At 42.2% G+C, this 19,006-nt stretch carries 16 protein-coding genes; all 16 read right to left on the bottom strand.

All coding sequences use genetic code 11. The features are described 5' to 3' along the window. Positions 1-103 precede the first annotated feature (103 nt). Entirely contained in the window at positions 104-1,165 is a 1,062-nt protein-coding gene (locus ABFC84_18595; protein MEN6414751.1) for an NAD(P)-dependent oxidoreductase, read from the bottom strand. Positions 1,166-1,354: 189 nt separating this feature from the next. Beyond that, positions 1,355-3,076, bottom strand: a complete 1,722-nt coding sequence (locus tag ABFC84_18590) for a thiamine pyrophosphate-binding protein (protein MEN6414750.1) — start codon at positions 3,074-3,076, stop codon at positions 1,355-1,357. Positions 3,077-3,193: 117 nt separating this feature from the next. Then, positions 3,194-4,546 carry a lipopolysaccharide biosynthesis protein RfbH gene (gene rfbH / locus ABFC84_18585; protein ID MEN6414749.1) on the bottom strand — a complete coding sequence of 451 codons (1,353 nt, stop codon included), beginning with the start codon at positions 4,544-4,546 and terminating at the stop codon, positions 3,194-3,196. Continuing rightward, the gene (rfbG, locus tag ABFC84_18580) at positions 4,543-5,622 is read right to left on the bottom strand and encodes a CDP-glucose 4,6-dehydratase (GenBank protein ID MEN6414748.1); all 1,080 of its coding nucleotides are present in this window, start codon (positions 5,620-5,622) and stop codon (positions 4,543-4,545) included. The genes rfbH and rfbG overlap by 4 nt, the downstream gene beginning before the upstream one ends. 5 nt (positions 5,623-5,627) lie before the next feature. Beyond that, on the bottom strand, positions 5,628-6,401 hold the full coding sequence (gene rfbF, locus ABFC84_18575; GenBank protein MEN6414747.1) for a glucose-1-phosphate cytidylyltransferase: 774 nt from the start codon (positions 6,399-6,401) through the stop codon (positions 5,628-5,630). 55 nt (positions 6,402-6,456) lie between these two features. Beyond that, positions 6,457-7,035, bottom strand: a complete 579-nt coding sequence (locus ABFC84_18570) for a sugar transferase (protein MEN6414746.1) — start codon at positions 7,033-7,035, stop codon at positions 6,457-6,459. 21 nt (positions 7,036-7,056) lie between these two features. Then, positions 7,057-8,985 carry a nucleoside-diphosphate sugar epimerase/dehydratase gene (locus ABFC84_18565; protein ID MEN6414745.1) on the bottom strand — a complete coding sequence of 643 codons (1,929 nt, stop codon included), beginning with the start codon at positions 8,983-8,985 and terminating at the stop codon, positions 7,057-7,059. Positions 8,986-8,999: 14 nt separating this feature from the next. Next, positions 9,000-10,364, bottom strand: coding sequence for a GumC family protein (locus ABFC84_18560; protein MEN6414744.1), 1,365 nt, complete (start codon positions 10,362-10,364; stop codon positions 9,000-9,002). Between the two features lie 13 nt (positions 10,365-10,377). Next, a complete protein-coding gene (locus tag ABFC84_18555) occupies positions 10,378-11,073 on the bottom strand; it encodes a polysaccharide biosynthesis/export family protein (protein MEN6414743.1) in 696 nt (231 codons plus the stop codon). A gap of 234 nt (positions 11,074-11,307) precedes the next feature. Then, a complete protein-coding gene (locus ABFC84_18550) occupies positions 11,308-12,138 on the bottom strand; it encodes a phosphatase PAP2 family protein (protein MEN6414742.1) in 831 nt (276 codons plus the stop codon). A gap of 486 nt (positions 12,139-12,624) precedes the next feature. Further along, the gene (locus ABFC84_18545) at positions 12,625-14,667 is read right to left on the bottom strand and encodes a sulfatase-like hydrolase/transferase (protein MEN6414741.1); all 2,043 of its coding nucleotides are present in this window, start codon (positions 14,665-14,667) and stop codon (positions 12,625-12,627) included. 42 nt (positions 14,668-14,709) lie between these two features. Continuing rightward, positions 14,710-15,750 carry a lipopolysaccharide heptosyltransferase II gene (gene waaF / locus ABFC84_18540; protein ID MEN6414740.1) on the bottom strand — a complete coding sequence of 347 codons (1,041 nt, stop codon included), beginning with the start codon at positions 15,748-15,750 and terminating at the stop codon, positions 14,710-14,712. 66 nt (positions 15,751-15,816) lie between these two features. Then, positions 15,817-16,056 (bottom strand): class I SAM-dependent methyltransferase, encoded by a 240-nt coding sequence (locus ABFC84_18535; protein ID MEN6414739.1) that lies wholly within the window; start codon positions 16,054-16,056, stop codon positions 15,817-15,819. 30 nt (positions 16,057-16,086) lie between these two features. After that, positions 16,087-17,004 carry a hypothetical protein gene (locus ABFC84_18530; GenBank protein ID MEN6414738.1) on the bottom strand — a complete coding sequence of 306 codons (918 nt, stop codon included), beginning with the start codon at positions 17,002-17,004 and terminating at the stop codon, positions 16,087-16,089. A gap of 54 nt (positions 17,005-17,058) precedes the next feature. Then, positions 17,059-17,961, bottom strand: a complete 903-nt coding sequence (locus ABFC84_18525) for a glycosyltransferase family 2 protein (protein ID MEN6414737.1) — start codon at positions 17,959-17,961, stop codon at positions 17,059-17,061. 15 nt (positions 17,962-17,976) lie between these two features. Then, on the bottom strand, positions 17,977-18,993 hold the full coding sequence (locus tag ABFC84_18520; GenBank protein ID MEN6414736.1) for a glycosyltransferase family 9 protein: 1,017 nt from the start codon (positions 18,991-18,993) through the stop codon (positions 17,977-17,979). Positions 18,994-19,006: the final 13 nt, after the last annotated feature.

Below are 19,006 nucleotides of genomic sequence, written 5' to 3'. Positions count from 1 at the left end.
ATAGGATAAGAAGTAAGTGCAATGAATTCGACAAAAAGCTTCCCATCTAAGCTGAGTTCCTTCATAAACGGCAAAGATAATACACCCCTAACCCATTCATTTATCAACCCCTCTGTTGCAAATATCGTAATACATTTTTAAAACCAGTATAACTATCATAATGACATTTCCATCCCAATTTTTTCAATTTCGTTTCAATTGGTTTATTATCCTTGTTCCCCTTATTTTCTAAATAAACCTCTGAACGCACACGTTGCTTTCGGATAAACTTCAAACCAAGTTCCGGACGTAAGCGAACCATCAATTCCGCAAGTTCTGCTATGCTCAAAAATTCCATGGTATTACAAACATTATAAGCCTCACCTTTTTTACCTTCTAATAAAACTAGAAAAAATGCTACTATCGCATCAGCGATATAACAAAAGGGACGCTTAGCACTTCCATCGCTTAACATAACAATATCTTCTCCATGATAAACACATTTCATAAAAGAAGCAAATACTCTTGGATCCTGCTCAACATCCATAGTTGGTCCATACGTATGCCCAATGCGAACAATCGTAACTGGCATATCATATTCACGTGCAAAAGATGCACACCATGTTTCCCCCATACGTTTACTTTCACCATAACAACTATGCATATCCAAAGGGTCCATAGATCCTGACATCTCTTCTACTATATCTCCTGTCCCTTCCGGCATTTTTCCATAAATATCTCCACTACTAAAAAACAAAAAACCGCTTACTTTTTTTTCTCTAGCTAATTGTAATAAGTAATACGTTCCCAATACATTAGGTGCAGCAACTTCAATGGGCATAGGCTCATAATACTGCGGACTTGCTAAACTCGCAGCATGAATAATAAAATCTATTGCTTCCGCAATATTTAAAGGCTTTGTAATATCCTCTGTATAAATTTTAAAATATGATTTTTCTTTATACTTACCAAATTTTTGTTCACATTTTTTCAAATTCCGTACCAAAGCAATTATACGGATATTAGCATTGTGTACCTCATTTAAATATATCAAAAAATATAAAAGATACGATACCAACATCCCTGTTGCACCCGTAACCAAAATAGTTTTCCCCTTAAATCTTTCCCAGGCAATATCACGCGAATAAATATCCTGCATATCCTTCTCAATAACATCGCTTCTCATAAAACTTTGACACATGAATATTCCCTCCGCATGCTATTCTGTCATTGGATAATCCGCAATCCTATCAGTTATTAAAAAGTCCTTTGCATTTTCAATTTCTGCAATTTTTATGTCTTTAAATACATCTAACGAATAATCCGATTAAATAAGTACAGAAGTGATAGCCTCATAATGTTACTGCTATAGTTATCATTCAGCACCCATTAACTTATCAAACAAATCCCTGTCCATTAACGGTTCTTGGTCATGAATTGGTTTATTCATAGCAAGTTTAGGGTATACATAGGTTTTATCACTACATATAACATTAATAAAGGCTGGCGAAAGTTCTTGGAAAATTTTTCCTAATTGCGGTATTTCATTCATCCGTTTAATAGTATAAGTGTCAATACCATATGCTGCAGCAACCTTATTAAAATCTGGAACTGTATATCCTTTGTCGGCAGTCGTTTGCATAGAGTTAGAGTCAAAATACATTTCTTGAAAATGCCTTATCATACCAAGTGAATGATTGTTCATTAGAACAATTTTTATAGGAATGCCTTCCCTTGCAATAAATTGTAATTCTTGAATATTCATTTGTAGACCACCATCACCATTAAAACAAATAACAGGTTTATGACTTGCATAATATGCACCAATCGCCGCCGGAAGCGAATATCCCATAGCACCGTGGCCACCTGAAAACAAAACACGTTGATTCTTTTTTACTTCGAAATCTTGAGCTACCCATACCTGATTTTGCCCTACATCAGTAGTTACAACAACATCATCAGGAACATACTTACTTATTTCACGAACAATTGTGTTTGCCGGCTCATTATCAATACATTCTAGATTACCTTTTAATTCTCTACACTGATTTAACCAATGCTCATATTTATTGCCAAATTGAAAGCGGGTATCATCTAAGATAGCTGGAATAAACTCTCTTATATCACATAGTAATAAAGTATCGTCTTCCTTTATTTTATTAGTAGGTTCGCCTGCATCAATATCAATTCGGATTATTTTAGCACCTTGGGCAAAAATATTTTTATTAGAACCTGTTTGCCTACAATCAAGTCTAGATCCAATTGATATAATCAAATCACTTTTTGCAATTGCAAAATTAGCATAACGATGACCATAGGCACCAATAAAGCCAAAGTTATATGGTGATTCATGGGACAAGCAATCAATGCCAATCATACTAGTAACCACTGGTACTTTTAGCTTATCAACTAATTTCTGAAAAACCTTTTTACAACCCGAATTACTAACACCTGCACCCGCAATAATAAGCGGCCTTTTTGCTTGCATCAAAGTATTAAAAACTATATCTTTTCTCGAACCACAAGAACAAACACAATTACAACTATTACTATATCCAGCTAACGCTTCGGGATCAATTTCTGCTCTTTGAATATTCATGGGAATGTCTAACAGTACTGGTCCCGGCCTATCACTCATACTTATAGAAAAAGCTTTTTCTAATTCATACCGTATATCGTCCGCCTGTGTAACTTGTACCGCATATTTGGTTATGCTTTTTACTACACTAACAACGTCCATTTCTTGAAATCCTTTTTGCCGAACCTCTAAACATCCCTTGGCTTCGTAAGTATTAACCTGTCCTGTAATAAAAACGCAAGGAATAGAATCAAAATATGCATTTGCAATTCCAGTAATTAAATTTGTTGCTCCAGGACCGCTGGTAGCATATGCAACTCCAGGTAACTTAGATATTTGTCCATACCCACAAGCACAAAAAGCGGCACCTTGCTCATGATAAGCAAGATGAGCAAAAATTTTATCATTATATTTATCGAAAGAATCCATTAAATGTGTTACCATTCCACCAGGATAACCAAATACATCTGTTATCTTCTTTTCTACTAAAAATGATACAATATAGTCGCTTAATTTCATTTCATACTCCTTAAATTCTTACTTAAACGCCCATAATTTATTAAGCAAAAAATTTAATGGTACCGTTATTAAAAATTAATGACAATAAATTGCTTAACTAAGATAATAATACTATCATTAACCATTTTTAATGGCATTTTTAATGGCATTTATCATACATTTGATCATAGCTTCATTCATGCCCGGATAAACGCCGATCCAGAAAGTATTATTCATAATTTTATCTGTATTAGTTAGTTCTCCAACTACACGATAGCCAGTTTTCGTTGCTCTCATTTCATCAAAGCACGGATGCTTAATTAAATTACCCGCAAATAACATTCTAGTTTGAATTTTATTTTCTTCCAAGTATCTAACGATATCATCACGCTTAATTTGAGCATTTTCTTTCACTGTAATAAGGAAACCAAACCAGCTTGGTTCAGAGTTATTCATTGGTTCTGGTAATAATAATACGTCCTGAAGATCACTTAAACCCTCCCGAAGCATTTGCCAGTTTTTACGTCGTGCATCAATAAAACTCGGAATTTTTTTTAATTGTGCACAGCCTACTGCCGCCTGCATATCAGTAACTTTCAAATTATAACCCAAATGCGAATATACATATTTATGATCATATCCCAACGGCAATTCACCAAACTGTTGCGTAAAACGATGTTTACAAGTATCGTCATGGCCTGACGGGCACCAGCAATCACGGCCCCAGTCACGGAAGGATTCAACAATACGTTTCAATTGAAGATCGTTAGTATAAATAGCACCGCCTTCCCCCATAGTCATATGGTGTGGCGGATAAAAGCTGGATGTACCAATATGCCCAACTGTACCTGTGTATTTCCATTCCCCATTATATAAATACTTAGTTCCCAATGCATCGCAGTTATCTTCCACTAACCATAAATCATGCTTATCACAGAAATCTTTAACTGCTTGCAAATCAAATGGATTACCTAATGTATGAGCAATCATTACCGCCTTGGTTTTATCGGATAACGCATTTTCCAACTGTGAAACATCAATATTATAGGCAGGTAAAGTCACATCGACAAATACTGGAATGGAACCATACTGAATAATGGGAGCAACTGTTGTCGGAAACCCCGCGGCAACAGTGATGACTTCATCACCTTTTTTAATGTGGCGTTCTCCTAATTTGTGTGAAGTAAGTGCCATGAAGGCTAATAAATTGGCGGAAGAACCGGAATTAGTTAACGAACAATATTTTACACCTAAAAAGTTAGCAAAATCTGCTTCAAATTGTGCAGTGTATTTACCGGTAGTTAGCCAAAAGTCTAATGCAGAATCTACAAGATTAGTCATTTCCTGCTCGTCAAATACACGGCCCCCGTAGGAAATTCGATCCCCTGGTTTAAATACATTTTCTTTTCTATGTTTCACTTTATAATATTTTGCTACCAATTCCATTATCTCTCGGTGCAATTGTTTTTCCAATTCTTCATTGCAGTTCATGGCTCAACCTCATTTACATATTGTTTTATTTGTTGTAAGCAAACATCACGCATATTTTGATTCTCCCTGTACGCCGAAACCCATTCGATAATTTTACTCAAAGCCTGTTCTAAGTTCCAGCGTGGCTCCCACGCCAATCGCATCCGAGCTTTAGAACAGTCCAATTTCAAGTAACTCGCTTCGTGCGGTTGTGGACTTGTATCTATTTCATATGAAGCATTACCGCCCCATTGTTCACACATCTTCTGCACAATCCACTCTACCGGCTTGGAATCACTATCATTCGGTCCAAAATTCCACCCTTCGGCAAAGGGTATCCCTTCTTCATAGAGTTTCTGCGCTAACATCAAATAACCACTTAATGGTTCCAATACATGCTGCCAGGGACGAATTGCCTGCGGACTGCGGATATAAATCCTTTTATTATATAATAACGAATTTATGCAATCTGGTATCAATCTATCAGCCGCCCAATCTCCCCCACCGATGACATTACCCGCTCTGGCCGAAGCTATAGCAACACCATGTTCAGCATACTTGGAAGGATGAAAAAATGAATTGCGATAGGAGGCAGTAACTAATTCCGAACAGGCCTTGCTATTGGAATAAGGATCATAGCCACCCATTGGTTCATTCTCCCGATAACCCCACAGCCATTCCTTATTCTCATAGCACTTATCTGTTGTTACATTGACAACAGCTTTAACGCTTTTGCACTGACGAACTGCTTCAAATAGATGAACCGTTCCCATAACATTAATGGTATAAGTTTCAGCAGGAATTTTATAGGAATCACGCACTAGCGGCTGAGCAGCCATGTGAATGACGATTTCCGGCTGAACTTTGTTCATAGCATTATTTAGGGCCTCAGCATCACGCACATCACCAATGATATGACTAACTAACCCTTCAATTTTGCAAAGTTCAAATAAGCTTGGTGTAGTTGGTGGCTGTAAAGCATACCCAGTTACCTTGGCACCTAAGGAATACAGCCATAGGCATAGCCATGAACCTTTAAAACCTGTATGTCCGGTAATAAATACCTTTTTATCCTGCCAAAATTCCTTTGAAATCATTTCCCTTACCATACTTTCCAAGGAGCTTTATTTGTCTGCCATAATTCTTCTAACTGATTCTTATCTCGCAAGGTATCCATCGGCTGCCAAAATCCACCATGTCTGTAGGCGACAAGTTGTTTATCTTTAGCTAAATTTTCCAGGGGTTCTCTTTCTAAAATAGTGCTGTCATCACCAATATAGTTAAACGCTTCCGGCTGCATCACAAAAAAGCCCGCGTTAATCCAAGCACCATCGCCTTTGGGCTTCTCCTGAAAACCATTTATACCATTATTTTCATCTATATCCAACGCACCAAAACGGCCTGTTGGCTGAACGGCAGTAACAGTAACTAATTTACCCTGTGCGTTATGATATTCTACTAATTTACCAATATCCACATTGCTAACACCATCTCCATACGTAAGCATAAACGGCTCATTGCCAATATATGATTGGATACGTTTTACACGACCGCCTGTCATAGTATTTAGACCAGTATTCACTAAAGTAACTTTCCATGGTTCAGCATGATTGTGATGAACATATTGCTGATTGGACATGCGAAAATCAAAAGTAACATCAGACTCATGCAAAAAGTAATGAGCAAAATATTCTTTAATGCAATACCCTTTGTACCCAAGACATATCACAAAATCATTAAATCCGTAACTGGAATATATTTTCATAATATGCCAAAGTATCGGTCTGCCACCAATTTCCACCATGGGTTTCGGCTTTAAGTGTGATTCTTCACTAATACGTGTACCAAAACCACCAGCAAGGATTACTACTTTCATGCGCTTTCCTTCCCCTCAGAACAACTATTTCTAAATGAACTTTCACCACCAAATATCACTCGTGCAAAAACGTCTTCACCTTGACTCCACTGCCCGAATAAACACTAAACAACGTACAAAATATAATTTTCATATCCAACCAAAAGCTCTGGTGCTGAGAATAGAAAGAGTCCAATTTAAACTTTTCTTCCAAAGCTATCTCATCCCGCCCATTGATCTGTGCCCAGCCGGTAAGTCCTGGACGCAAAGCTGAAATCCCCTGCTTATTGCGTTTTTCTCGCAATTCATACTGATTATATAAGGCAGGGCGCGGTCCAACAACAGACATATCGCCTTTCAAAATATTGATTAACTGAGGCAATTCATCCAGGCTGTATTTGCGCAAATAGTAACCGACTTTGGTAATATACGCCTGACTGTTGGTCAGCTTATCTGTAGCTACTTCCGGTGTTCCCACCGCCATCGATCGGAACTTATACATCATAAACTCTTTGTCTTTAACACCTATGCGTCTTTGGCAAAAAAATACTGGTCCTCTAGAATCAAACTTTATTAAAATTGCGATAAAAATAAATAGCGGAAGAAATAATAAAAGTGCGACAGCAGATGATGTCACGTCAAACAATCTTTTCATACTACACATCCCATTTTAAAGTTAATGACTCGCTTCCATTGACTCTGCCGGATAAAAGGCAGGTGTTTCTTGTTGTACAGTAGGTTCTTCTGCTATTGCTAGCTTGCCAGAAGAACTATCCTGACTATCCTTTTTATGGTATGGCTTATAAACGGTAATGAGCTTTTGCAACAAACGCTTTACTTCTTCGCTGTCATTAAATTGATTTTGAAACTGAAACAAGACTTTTGATAATTTTTTCTCATCCACCGATCGTAATTTAGCCCGAAAAATTTTCTTATACTTTGTCGCCTGTGTTCCTTCTTCGGCGGTAAGCAGTTCTTCAAACATCTTCTCTCCTGGCCGCAGTCCGGTGAATTCAAATTTTATATCTTTATAGGGCACCAGGCCGGAAAGTTCGATCAAGTCGCAAGCCATGTCCAGTATCTTAACCGGCTTGCCCATATCGAGAACAAACACTTCGCCACCCTGGGCTAAAGCCCCCGCTTGCAGCACCAATTGGCTAGCTTCGGGAATGGTCATAAAGTAACGGATAATGTCCGGGTGGGTAATGGTAATCGGTCCTCCGGCGGCAATCTGTTTTTTAAAGAGAGGGATGACGCTGCCCCGGCTGCCAAGGACATTGCCGAAGCGGACTGTGGTATATTTAGTCTTGCTCTCCCGGTTTAGGCTTTGAATAATCATTTCCGCCACCCGTTTCGTGCATCCCATGACACTGGTAGGGTTGACCGCCTTATCGGTGGAAATCATAATAAAGATTTTCGTTTCATAGCGATCTGCTGCCTGAGCCACATTTTTCGTGCCGAATACATTATTTTTGACCGCTTCCAACGGCTGCAGTTCCATGAGGGGCACATGCTTATGCGCAGCGGCGTGGAAGACGATTTCCGGCCGGTAGGTGGCGAAAATATCATTGATTCGCTCTTCATCCCGGACATCGGCAATGATGGGTGAAAGATTTAAGTCGGGATATTTTCTTCCCAGTTCCTGATGAATTTCGTAAATACTATTCTCTCCCTTTCCCAACAGAAGAATCTGTTCCGGTGAAAAACGGGCAATCTGGCGGCAAAGCTCGGAGCCAATGGACCCACCGGCTCCGGTCACCAGCACCCGATGGCCTTTTATGTATCCGGCAATATCTTCCGCATTCAGTTGTACCGGCTCCCGTCGCAGCAAGTCCTCCAAATCCACATTACGTAATTGGTGAACACTGACCTTGCCGTCAATCAGTTCATAAATACCGGGAACAATCTGCACATTGCACTGGGTTGTTTTGCACTCCTGAACAATCTGCCTGACGATACTGCCCTCCACCGACGGCATGGCAATAATAATTTCACTAATGCTTTGTTCCTGAACAATACGGTGAATTTGACTGCAGGGACCTAACACTCTGGCGCCAAACAAGATTTGGTTGCTCTTATAAGCAGAATCATCAATAAAACCGACTATTTTTTTTGTTTCATAGTACCGTTGGGTGATTTCCCTGGCGATCATTGCCCCGGCATCACCGGCGCCGATAATCAGCACATTTTGAATCGGATTGGAATGAGTCTGGCGGATCAAGTAATGCAGGATACGAAGCCCCAGCCGGCTGCCGCCTATGCAGACAATAGTAAACAGCCAGCTTAACACATAAATACTTCCTGGCAATATAGAATTTATTATATTTGAATAGGCAACCAACACAGCCGAGCTGACCGTTACCGCCCCCACAATCACCACTAGTTCGTGAATACTGGCATAGCGCCATAAACGGTGATAGAGACGGAACAGATAAAAAGTTGTCAGTTGGATAAGTACAATAGCCGGTAAATAGGATACTAGTTGTGAATAATAGTGTGCATCGACTATACCGTCAAAGCGAAGATACAAGGCAATAAACGGGACAATAGAAACAACAAGGATATCGGCTACTACAAGAGCGAGCGATACCAACCTGCGCCGCATGATTCATCACTTCCTTATTGGATAGAACGATTCAAATTATAGGAGGAAGAAGAATTTTTACGATACAAAATAATAAGATAGATAAAGCTAAGCATAATCCCCAACACTCCACCGACCGCTGTTATCAGCAATTTCTTCGGAAAGGACGGCTTCTTCGGCAGATTAGCCTCATCCACAATCTGGATATCCATGCTTTCCATGGCTTCCTGGATGCGGGTCTGCTCGTAACTCTTAACTAATACACTATATACTTCCTGAGCAATTCTTGTCTGGCGCTCCAGGCCGATATAGGTAACGCTGTCAGCCGACAGCTGGCTGATTTCCTGTTCATTGCCGGATTGAACCTGCTGCAGGCCGGAGAGGGTCGCCTGTCCCACCAGAAGTTCGGTTTCCGTTTCGGCCTTTGCTTTCACCAATCCCATCTGCACCGGATTTAAGGTGCTGGTCCCTGCCTGAACGGAGTTGCTCACTTCTTCCTGGAGCTTACCGTTTAATTGGTCGATCTCATTCTGGATTAGAATTACATCGGGATGCTTGTCGGTATAGCGCTGCTGAGCATCTACCAGGGAGATTTGCTTCGCCACCAGCTGCTTGCGGATTTCCTGGATTACCGGGTTATCGGCAATATTATAGGTGGAGATGGCTACATTCTGACGATTCAGCTGATCACTGACGCCCTGAAGTCTTGCCTGATTGGCGTCGTTCTGCACTTTCAGCTGGGCGATTTTCTGATCATATTCGGTTAGTTTTTTGATGGAAGCCTTGGCCTGCTCGTCCGGCACGTAAATCTTTTCCTGCTGCCGGAACTGTTCCAGATTTTGCTCCGCCTGCTCCATCTCCTGCTTGGCAATTGCCATGCGGTCTTTTAAAAATTTGACCATCAGGGATTGATCCGACTGGCTGAGCCGGGTCAAATTCTGCTGAAAATTGGCCACAACGCCGGCAGCGATTTGCTGGGCTTCTTCCGGGGTGCGCCCGGTGGCTGTCACTTCAATCAAGTCGGTGCCTTTTGTATTTTGGAATTTCAAATATTTCTTAGCAAATGTCGGTACATCCAGCTTCTCTTTATTCGGTAAATCCAAAGGTTCCATGACCGGCTCTAATACGCTTCGGCTTTTCATCATTTCAATATACGTTTGGGCTGAACTGGGCATGTTGCCGCCCAATAATGCAGCGACAGAAGCAGCCTGTCCCGACAAGCCGGTCTGCTTCGGGTTTTTCGCCCGGAGCAAGACGCTGGATTCATATTGCTTCGGTAAAACGAAGGAAAGTATTAATGCCAGAATCGTCGTCACCAGGACGATTGCCACCAGTCGGTATTTATAGGCAGCTGCAATTTGCATTACTTTTCTCAAATCAATGGTATCCTGTTCTTCCACAATAGCAGCTCCTCTAATTCGTTATTGATTTATACGTAGCATAAACGCCAACCAGCGGCATGATATCTTCATACAAATCGATTTTATTTGATTTTGGCACATACACTATATCTCCGTCCTGGAGGATCACATTCTGGGAACCGTCCTGCTTTTCCACAAACCGGTCAAGGTTCACTTCCTGCATGTACACCTTGCCGTCTATCGTCCGGACCACAGCGATATGCTTGGGCCGACCCCGCTTGGTAACGCCGCCGGCGCTGGATAAGGCGGCGAAGATGTTCATATAGTCGGAGCTGAGGGAGTAGAGGCCCTGCTTGGCGACTTCCCCCATGACATAGATTTTCCGGGGACCGTACTGCTTGACCATCACCGCCATGCCGGGAATTTTGATATATTCACCCAGTTTATCGGTCAGTACTTCGGTAGCTTCCGGAATGGTCATCCCGGCCAGGTGCAGTGTCCCGGCATAAGGCAGGTTCACATAGCCGTCGGGACCGATCATGATGTCGCTGAATCCGGCGGCATCGGGAAAGCCGATGATGACAATATTGATCACGTCGTATTTGCTGAGATGGTATTCTTCCAGCGGCTGAGAATTGGTCTGCGTCGTAAAAATCGGCGTCTGCTGCTCCGCCGCCAGGGCTTCCATGGGTATGCCAACACTGATGACCGCCGCCAGCAGCCATGCGGCAATTTTTTTATGCTTCAAGCTATGACCACTCCGTTCTTGTCTGCCTATTGCGTAAATTGATAATTAAACAATATCATGTATATTTCTACAGGAAAAATTAATATCCTGCCCAATTTTGTAAACTTATAGTTAAGTGGATCCGGATATATTACACATATAGTATTATTTTAACAAATATCTTTTAGCTTGTCCCCATACTAAAGTATAGTCAAATCATATTTTTTGTAAAACTTTTGTCTGTCCTGCTCTTTTTTACTTAAAATGCAGCTGATAGGCCGCCAGAGGTTGAACGCCGCTGGGTGTCTGACTGTCCTGACCGGACGACAGAGATGTATCCGGATGATGCTCCGTTACCAGCTTGGCCGTATAATAGCCAATGACCGAACCGGCGAATACGTCCGATGCCCAGTGCTGGTTGTCGTTGACTCGGGACAGGGAGGTTAGCGCTGCCAGACCGTAGGCCATTTGCGGCACGCCCCTTTTCCCCTGATATTCGGTTGCGATGACTGTGGCGACGGCAAAGGCTGAGGTAGCGTGACCGGAAACGAAAGAATCATTGGGATTATGAAAGCCGGGGCCGTCCCAGGTGTTATAAGGATCGCCCGTATTGGGGCGGTGACGGTGGGTCAGCAGCTTTAGGGAGCCGGTAATGCCGTTGGCAATAACCAGGCTTTCCATCCCCAGCAAGGCTGTTCGGGTGAGCCGGTCATTATCGTTGTGTTTGCCGACCGCATAAGTCAGTCCCAAAGCGGGAGCTATGCAGCGGACATCGCCGAAGTTTCTGACCCAACCGGAAACTTGATTGCTGTTGCCATTCCGCTGCTGCTGCGCCCAGTGCTCAATTTTTTCGTCGTTGTGATAAAGCGTCAGAGCGGCTCCGCCAAGGAGGAGGGCCTGCCGCCAATCGGCAGCATTCCAGCGGGTCGGCGCTCTGAGGACATAGCCGGCATCCGCAGCATAGGAGCGAAGATATTCCCGGTTCAAATTCAATTGATCTTTTTCTGCGGCCAAAGCGCCCGCGCCGGTTACACTTGCGATGAAGCAGACGAATACGATAAGTCGAAGCGCTTTAGTGAAAAGCATTGCGTTTTCTTGCCACCTTTACTGCGTTAAAGAATGAAAAATAAGTATAAAAAATAGCACCTTGCACCTTCACAACGCTGATTCAAAGTACTACATTATGATACCATAATATATATTTCTCTGTAAACCATAAATTTCCGGCAAAGCCAGATTTTTTCTGACACTTTTTCCCGACAGCATCCGCTATCCCGGGCGATTGGCTGTTGGCTGTTAGCTGTTGGCTCATAGCCCATAGCGCTACGTTCTGTCATTACGAGCGCCAGCGAAGCAATCTCGCTTCACGGTGGATAGGAGGGAGATTGCTTCGTCGTTCCTCCTCGCAATGACAAATCTGCGTTTCATCTTCGCGGATATGAAAAGTGCTGTGATAGCAGCTGTCACTCGGCAGGCAGGTAAAGTTGACAACGTTAATGGTAATGGCCTTTTGGCTTACCTCGTAGCGCTTTGAGATACAGCAGGACCGTCGCCGTGTATCTCTCCCCCGTATCATTTTACCAGTTGTTCAGCCGGCTCCAGCTTATCCGTATGCCGTAAAAGCCAGCTGGTAAGAACGCACCAGTCGTCTGCCTGTCTGGTAAAAGGATTGTCCCGCTCCAACGTTGGAATCTCTTCCGCCGACACGGTAAGCGGCTGATAGAAACTGTTCCCCTGTGGGCCGATGGCGTCGCGCGTAAGCCAGTGATACGGTGTGACCACCTGGTCAATCGGTTCGGTCAGCGACGGAAATAAGGAATAGTACGTAAAGCCCTGTGGGGCAATCAGCTCAATAATCGTCGGCATAATATGCATATGCCCGCCAATTGTGTTGCCTGCCAGGATATCCTGCTGGATATCCTGATGATACAGCATAAAGGACGTGCAGAACTGCTCCCGGAAGGAATAATCGGCACGCTGCAGCAATGAGCTTTGGTTCAGCGGGCCGGGGATATAGGAATGATCCCCGGTTACGATAATCAAGCTATCCGGATATGTCCTTTTCATAGCTTCAATAAAATGCGACAGCGCCTGGTCTGAATACCAATGGGTTCCCAGCAGTTGCTGCGTTTTCCGGCTGCTCTTTATCTCTGCCGGTGCCTCCGGCATGATCTGCTCCGCATCATATCCCAATTTTTGCAGATTCATTTTATGTGGCCCATGATTGGATGTTGTATAAATAAAATGAAATACGGGCTTGCCGGTATCCATTTCCCTGATCAGCTGTGCCGCTGTCTCCAGAAAAACATGATCGTACACACCGACCCATGTTTTCGGCGCATCCGGCGCGCAAAATTCCGTCGCCGACATCACCCGGTCAAATCCGTTCGCCGGGGCAAACTGATTGAAATTCCCGTGTATAACACTGCCGCCATACCAGTATACAGACTCGTATCCCAGCTTTTTAAGCTGTACGGGCAAAGCGGTAGGTACCGTTCCCCGCCAGAATCCTTCTCTTTCATTTAATTCCAGACGGGCATCAAAAATCCCCGTCATCAGACCGACAATCGACGGACGCGACAGATCGCCGGCAGAAAGGAAATGATTAAGGCTCACGGCATGGGAATCTTCACGGAACCTCCTGCCGCCGTCGACAATATGCAGCGCCTCGTACGGCCTGTCAAAGGGCAGCTGCGAATAACTTTCTCCGACAACCAAAAAAATATGCCGCGGTTTTTTGATTTTCGCCCCCCTCGCCGTTCTTTCAAAGGCATATACGGGATTTTGCAGATTTCCCCAGGTTTCCCGCCTTGATGGGGGTATAATTTTTTCAATAGATGCCTCCATCTCTGCATTCGTTTGAGCAAGCGAGTTGTGCAAGGGACGGAGCCAGACTTCCTTGAGAGCGATCAGGTCGTCGACGGAAGCGCGGGCAAAAAAAATGTCTTCTTTTACAATGTCAGGAATCCTGTCCCACCGCGGTTTATTCGTATGGAGCAGTGATCCGCCATAGCGGAAAAAATAGAATCCCACTCCAATAGCAGCAATTACCAAAGTGTTAAACACATAAGCTCCCGGAGCTGAAAAATGCGGATAGGAAATATTGGGCAAAGCTAAAAACTGCTTTACCAGAAACGTACAACATACCAAATAGGGAATACACCCCAGCAAAATCCAAACACCATGGTGCTGATGGAAAAACACGTCTGCCAGATTATGCTTTTCCGCTTTTTTCCCCAGCCACAAAATCGAGTTATAAATATCATGAAAGTGAGAATAGAAAATAAGCTTCCCCATGAAGGCAAAATACAATAACGTCAGATAAATATCCAACAGGGCAATCCGTATCCCGTCGCCGTAAGCCAGCCATTGGGGAAAAAACATTCCCGGCATGGTGACGATCCCCAGCGAAACGAGAAACACATAGGCGTTAAAATTCATCCCCCACCAAAACCCATAGCGAAAGCAGTGATAAATCTTCTTTTCCTGCCCCCTCAGGCTCTGATAAGGATTGTACAGCCAAATAAAAATCGCGCGAAAAGCAGCACATACTATCGGCGGAAATAAAAACAGCTGTATGTCTTGCTGCATATCAAAAAAAAATGATTCAAACAAGCTTCATCCCTCATTTATCTGCTTTATAAGTGGATTGTTCCTCTAACGAACAGTTTTTGTATTGCGATGTACTGAAGATTCCGACAGCATCTGACGGCAGGCTTCAAACACTTCCTGAACTGAAATCGCCTGCATGCAGGGCTTCTCCGGGCAGCCTACCATCTCAACCAGGCAGGGACTGCAAGGGAACCGGTCGTCATGACTAATGGTAATGCCTTTGGTTTTCGGCGCCCATTCCCGCGGGGAAGTAGGTCCATATAACGCAACGAAGGGAGTTCGGACTGCCCCGGCGATGTGCAAAGGTCCGCTGCAGCCGCCTACCAGAAGATTCGCCCGGCGAATGATTTCCACCATTTGCATGACCGTCGTCCTGCCCATCAGGTTCACAACACCGTCAAGTTTATCTAGCGTCACTACTTTTTCCGCATCTGACGGTGCTCCCAGTAAGACGACCGGATAAGAATATTCCTCAATAAGAGAACGGACCAGCTCCACATAGCGGTCTTCCGGCCAGTCTTTCGGCGGCCAGGAGGTGACGGGCGCAAGAACAATATAGGGAGAACCTCCTTTTATACCCTGGACAGCTAACATCTCATCCACGGCGATTTGTTCCGTTTTACTGATTTCCGGTACATACAGCCGGGTTAAATCAGCGTCAAACTCAATTCCCACACTCTGCTTCAGCACATAAGAAAAATTCAGCGGTTCATAGGTACTTTCCCATTCCGGCGGCTTGTCAACCGGGTGAGTCAGAAAAAGCTTGCGTTTGTGTTTCAGTCCTGCCCGTAACGGTATTCCCGCTAAAAAAGCCATAACTGCGCTGCGGTATTTAAAGTCAATGCACAATGCCAAATCATACCGCCAGATTTTTTTTACAACTTTCCAGACACTGTCTACGTGTTTCTCATAGGTAATCACTTCATCAATGAAATCCAAGCCTTGGACAATGGGCAGACAATTCGGCGATGTAACAAAAGTAATCCTGCTATCCGGATACTTTTGTTTAAGTGCCTTTAAAATAGGAGTGGTAAGAATAACGTCGCCCAATCCCATCCGATTGCTGACAAAAATTTTTTTATACATAACTCCTCCTACAATATACTGCCGGGAATATTTTTACAGCAGAACCGTCCCCCTGTGTATAAATTCTTATAGTTCGCTTTCAAAATATACTATTGTTTTTTGTAATATTCTTCCTAATCGCTCCCACGCCTGCTTAGAAACTTCTTCGGAAAGTTCGATCCCCGTGACACGAGAATTATAGCATTGTTTGATTGCATATCCAAAAAATCCTTCTCCACACCCCAGTTCTAATACAGCGGCAGATTTATTAGACAATTGTGCCTTTATCTCCGGCCGCGGATTTTGATAGTAGTTCCGTTCCAGCATTACTACCTCCCTTCATCACGACTCAAGCCCTTACTGGTTAAATTCATAGTAAAACTCTGGATACTTCTTTACAAAATCTTCGATTTTCAATAAACCTATATCTTCCAACTTGCAAAATTCAAACTCAAAATCTGCTGCACCAGTTCTCCCATACACATCTTTTCCTTCCCTCAGACATGCTTCAATATGTTGTGGTACCGCAATTTCTTCATTTCCTTCAACTATCGAGTTCATTTTTACTATAATGCGCTCCACCCCACCCATATAAGAAAAGTGCCACCCACCTTTTTCGACTCTAGGAAGTCTGTTCCTGATATTGCGTAATTCTTGCGGAAGTTTTAGATTTTTAAACAAAACAAGAATACTTCCGTACCACAAACCTTTACTATGACAATTAAGAAAATAATAAAAAAAATCTTGTTCAGTAACCAATGGACTATGTTCTAAAAACTCACGATTGGATAAAGATCGGAACAATGACTGGGGATGCAAAAGTGCAAATTTAATACGGTTTAAGCGCCTATACTTTTTTAAGCGACGATCCAAAAGGGCTTTATGCCCAAAAAAATGTATTTTAAGCTCGTTCCGCTCTAAACGTTTAATAAACTCGGGATGGGGTATTTCATCCAAGTCCGAAATAAAAACATAATCATCCGGCTGTGCATCATAAAGCCCCCGCATAATGCAATTTCTTTGATGGTTTTCTAATGTCCAGTCTCCTTTTCCCGTATACGGTAAAATATCCGTTTCTTTTATATACCGTATTTTGGGCATATATACTGCAAATTCTTCTTGCCGCTCCTCAAAATTAAACTTTTTGGGAATGTTTCGATGAGTTTTATCGGATTCAACAATAACGAAATAATCTACTGCATCATATAATGTTTTCAATCTTAATTCTAACAGCTCAAATTCATTATAAAACGTAAAGCAATCATATATCGCCATTAACGCACTGTCCTTTCTGAGGTGTACCTACTGCAATAAAACAAAATGATGTAATTATTTCAATTTTCCGTACTTTCCACAAAAAAAATCAATAAGTCCACGCCAGTATGCCTTTCCCACCATTGATTTTAACGAATCCTTGTTCTTCCATCCCCGCAAACGATACCGCAGCGAAAAAATCAGCGTTCTCACAATAAAATAAGGAAAATAAACTACTTTATGAATTAAGTTTGCCTGTTTAGATACGAAGTACATGTTGTTTCGAACGGAATAATATGCTTGTATATGAGACATCTTACCAATGGAGGCAGAAGTTTTATGCCAAATAATGGATTTTGGTATAACAAATAGGGAAATACCTCCTTTCTTGAGCTGTTCACAAAATTCAACATCTTCAAAATACAAAAAATAGCGTTTATCCATATGATAATTCTGAAATAGCTCCGCTTTTGCAAACATACTGCAACCTGAAATCCACGTTGTTGCATAAGGTTGTTTTGCGAACTGATCATCCTGTTGATGCATACGGATATGAAAAGGCTTTCCCTTCCACCAATGAATATCGCCCCCGCAATACCATATATCCCGCTCTGTGCCATACTTGTAAATCTTATTAGTCAATAGTGCTAATGGGAATGACTCGGCATTATGAACCAATTCTGTCAAGCTTTCTTTATGAACTACTGTGTCATTATTTAATAGCCATATATACTTAGCGCCCTCTTTTAATGCAAAGTCAATTCCTAACTGATTTCCCCCGGCAAAGCCAAGATTTTCTTGACTAGAAATAATTACTGCGTCAGGATAATTTCGAGAAATCTGCTGTACGCTCTCATCTTGCGAAGCGTTATCTATTATAATAATTTTATAATTCAAAAAAGTAAGTTGCTTCAGCGATGCTAAGCACTCCAAAGTATCTTGCCAGCTATTATAATTTATTAAGATGATATAAACCATGCTTTTCTCCTTATATTAATGCTTGGTTATATTTAAAACTTTACAAATGGCAGATAATACTTCATCAACTTCTATAGATTCTATACACATTTTCCCCTTTGGGCAAACTGCTACTGTGCCATAACAAGGTGAACAGTCAAGAAATTTACTAATAACAATACACCTAGTACGGGGAGCCCATTGCACAGGTGTTGTTGGACCATATAAAGCAATTTGCGGAGTATGAGTTGTTGCTGCAAGATGCAGCACCGAGGTACAGCCGCATATAACTAATTGAGATAAACTAATTAAGTATGTTGTTTCCCGCAGATTCATCCTGCCGGCAAAGTTAATAGCTCCTTTTAACTCATCGGCACGCTCCCGATTTTCCCTGCCGCTTACTATAATAGGAATATACCCATGTATTCGCAAGAACTCAATAACCTTTTGATAATTTGATGAAGGCCAGTCTTTTATGTCAGATAACGAGTACGGTGCTAGTATCACAAAATTCTTGTCTGAATCCTTTACTCCTGTCCTCTGCAATAACTGGTGTACTTTCTCTTTTTCATGGCTGCGAACAGGAGCCATTTCTAATTGATAATTTTTTGTATCAATTCCCGCAAAACGCGCCACAGCCAATGTATTTTCCACTTCATAAGTATCACAATTAGGCGTCCCCGTTACTTGATGGGTCAAAAAAGATTTATTTACAGGGCTGCGCCCGACTCTTACCGGAATTCGTGCTAACCAGGCAAAAAAACTGGAACGATAATGAGAGTCTAATACCAAGGCAAGATCAGCCCGCCATATTTTTTTAATGATAGGAAAAACGCTATCCCCTTTTTTATACAGCAGTAAATCATCAACAAGAGGATGTCCATCTAAGATATCTTTAGCAGCCGGTTTGGCTAAAATAACAGTTCGACTATTAGGGCAGGTCTCTTTAATAGCCCTCAATGTAGGAGTGGCTAATAAAGTATCTCCCAAACTGGCGCGTTGAAAAACGGCTATTTTTTTTACATTCTTCAGACTGTATTTTAGATGTTCCATAAATTATTCCTGC

The organism is Veillonellales bacterium (genome assembly GCA_039680175.1).
Classification (GTDB): Bacteria; Bacillota; Negativicutes; order JAAYSF01; family JAAYSF01; genus JBDKTO01.
Note: the sequence above shows the minus strand (reverse complement) of the source record. Positions and strands in the feature narration are given on the sequence as shown.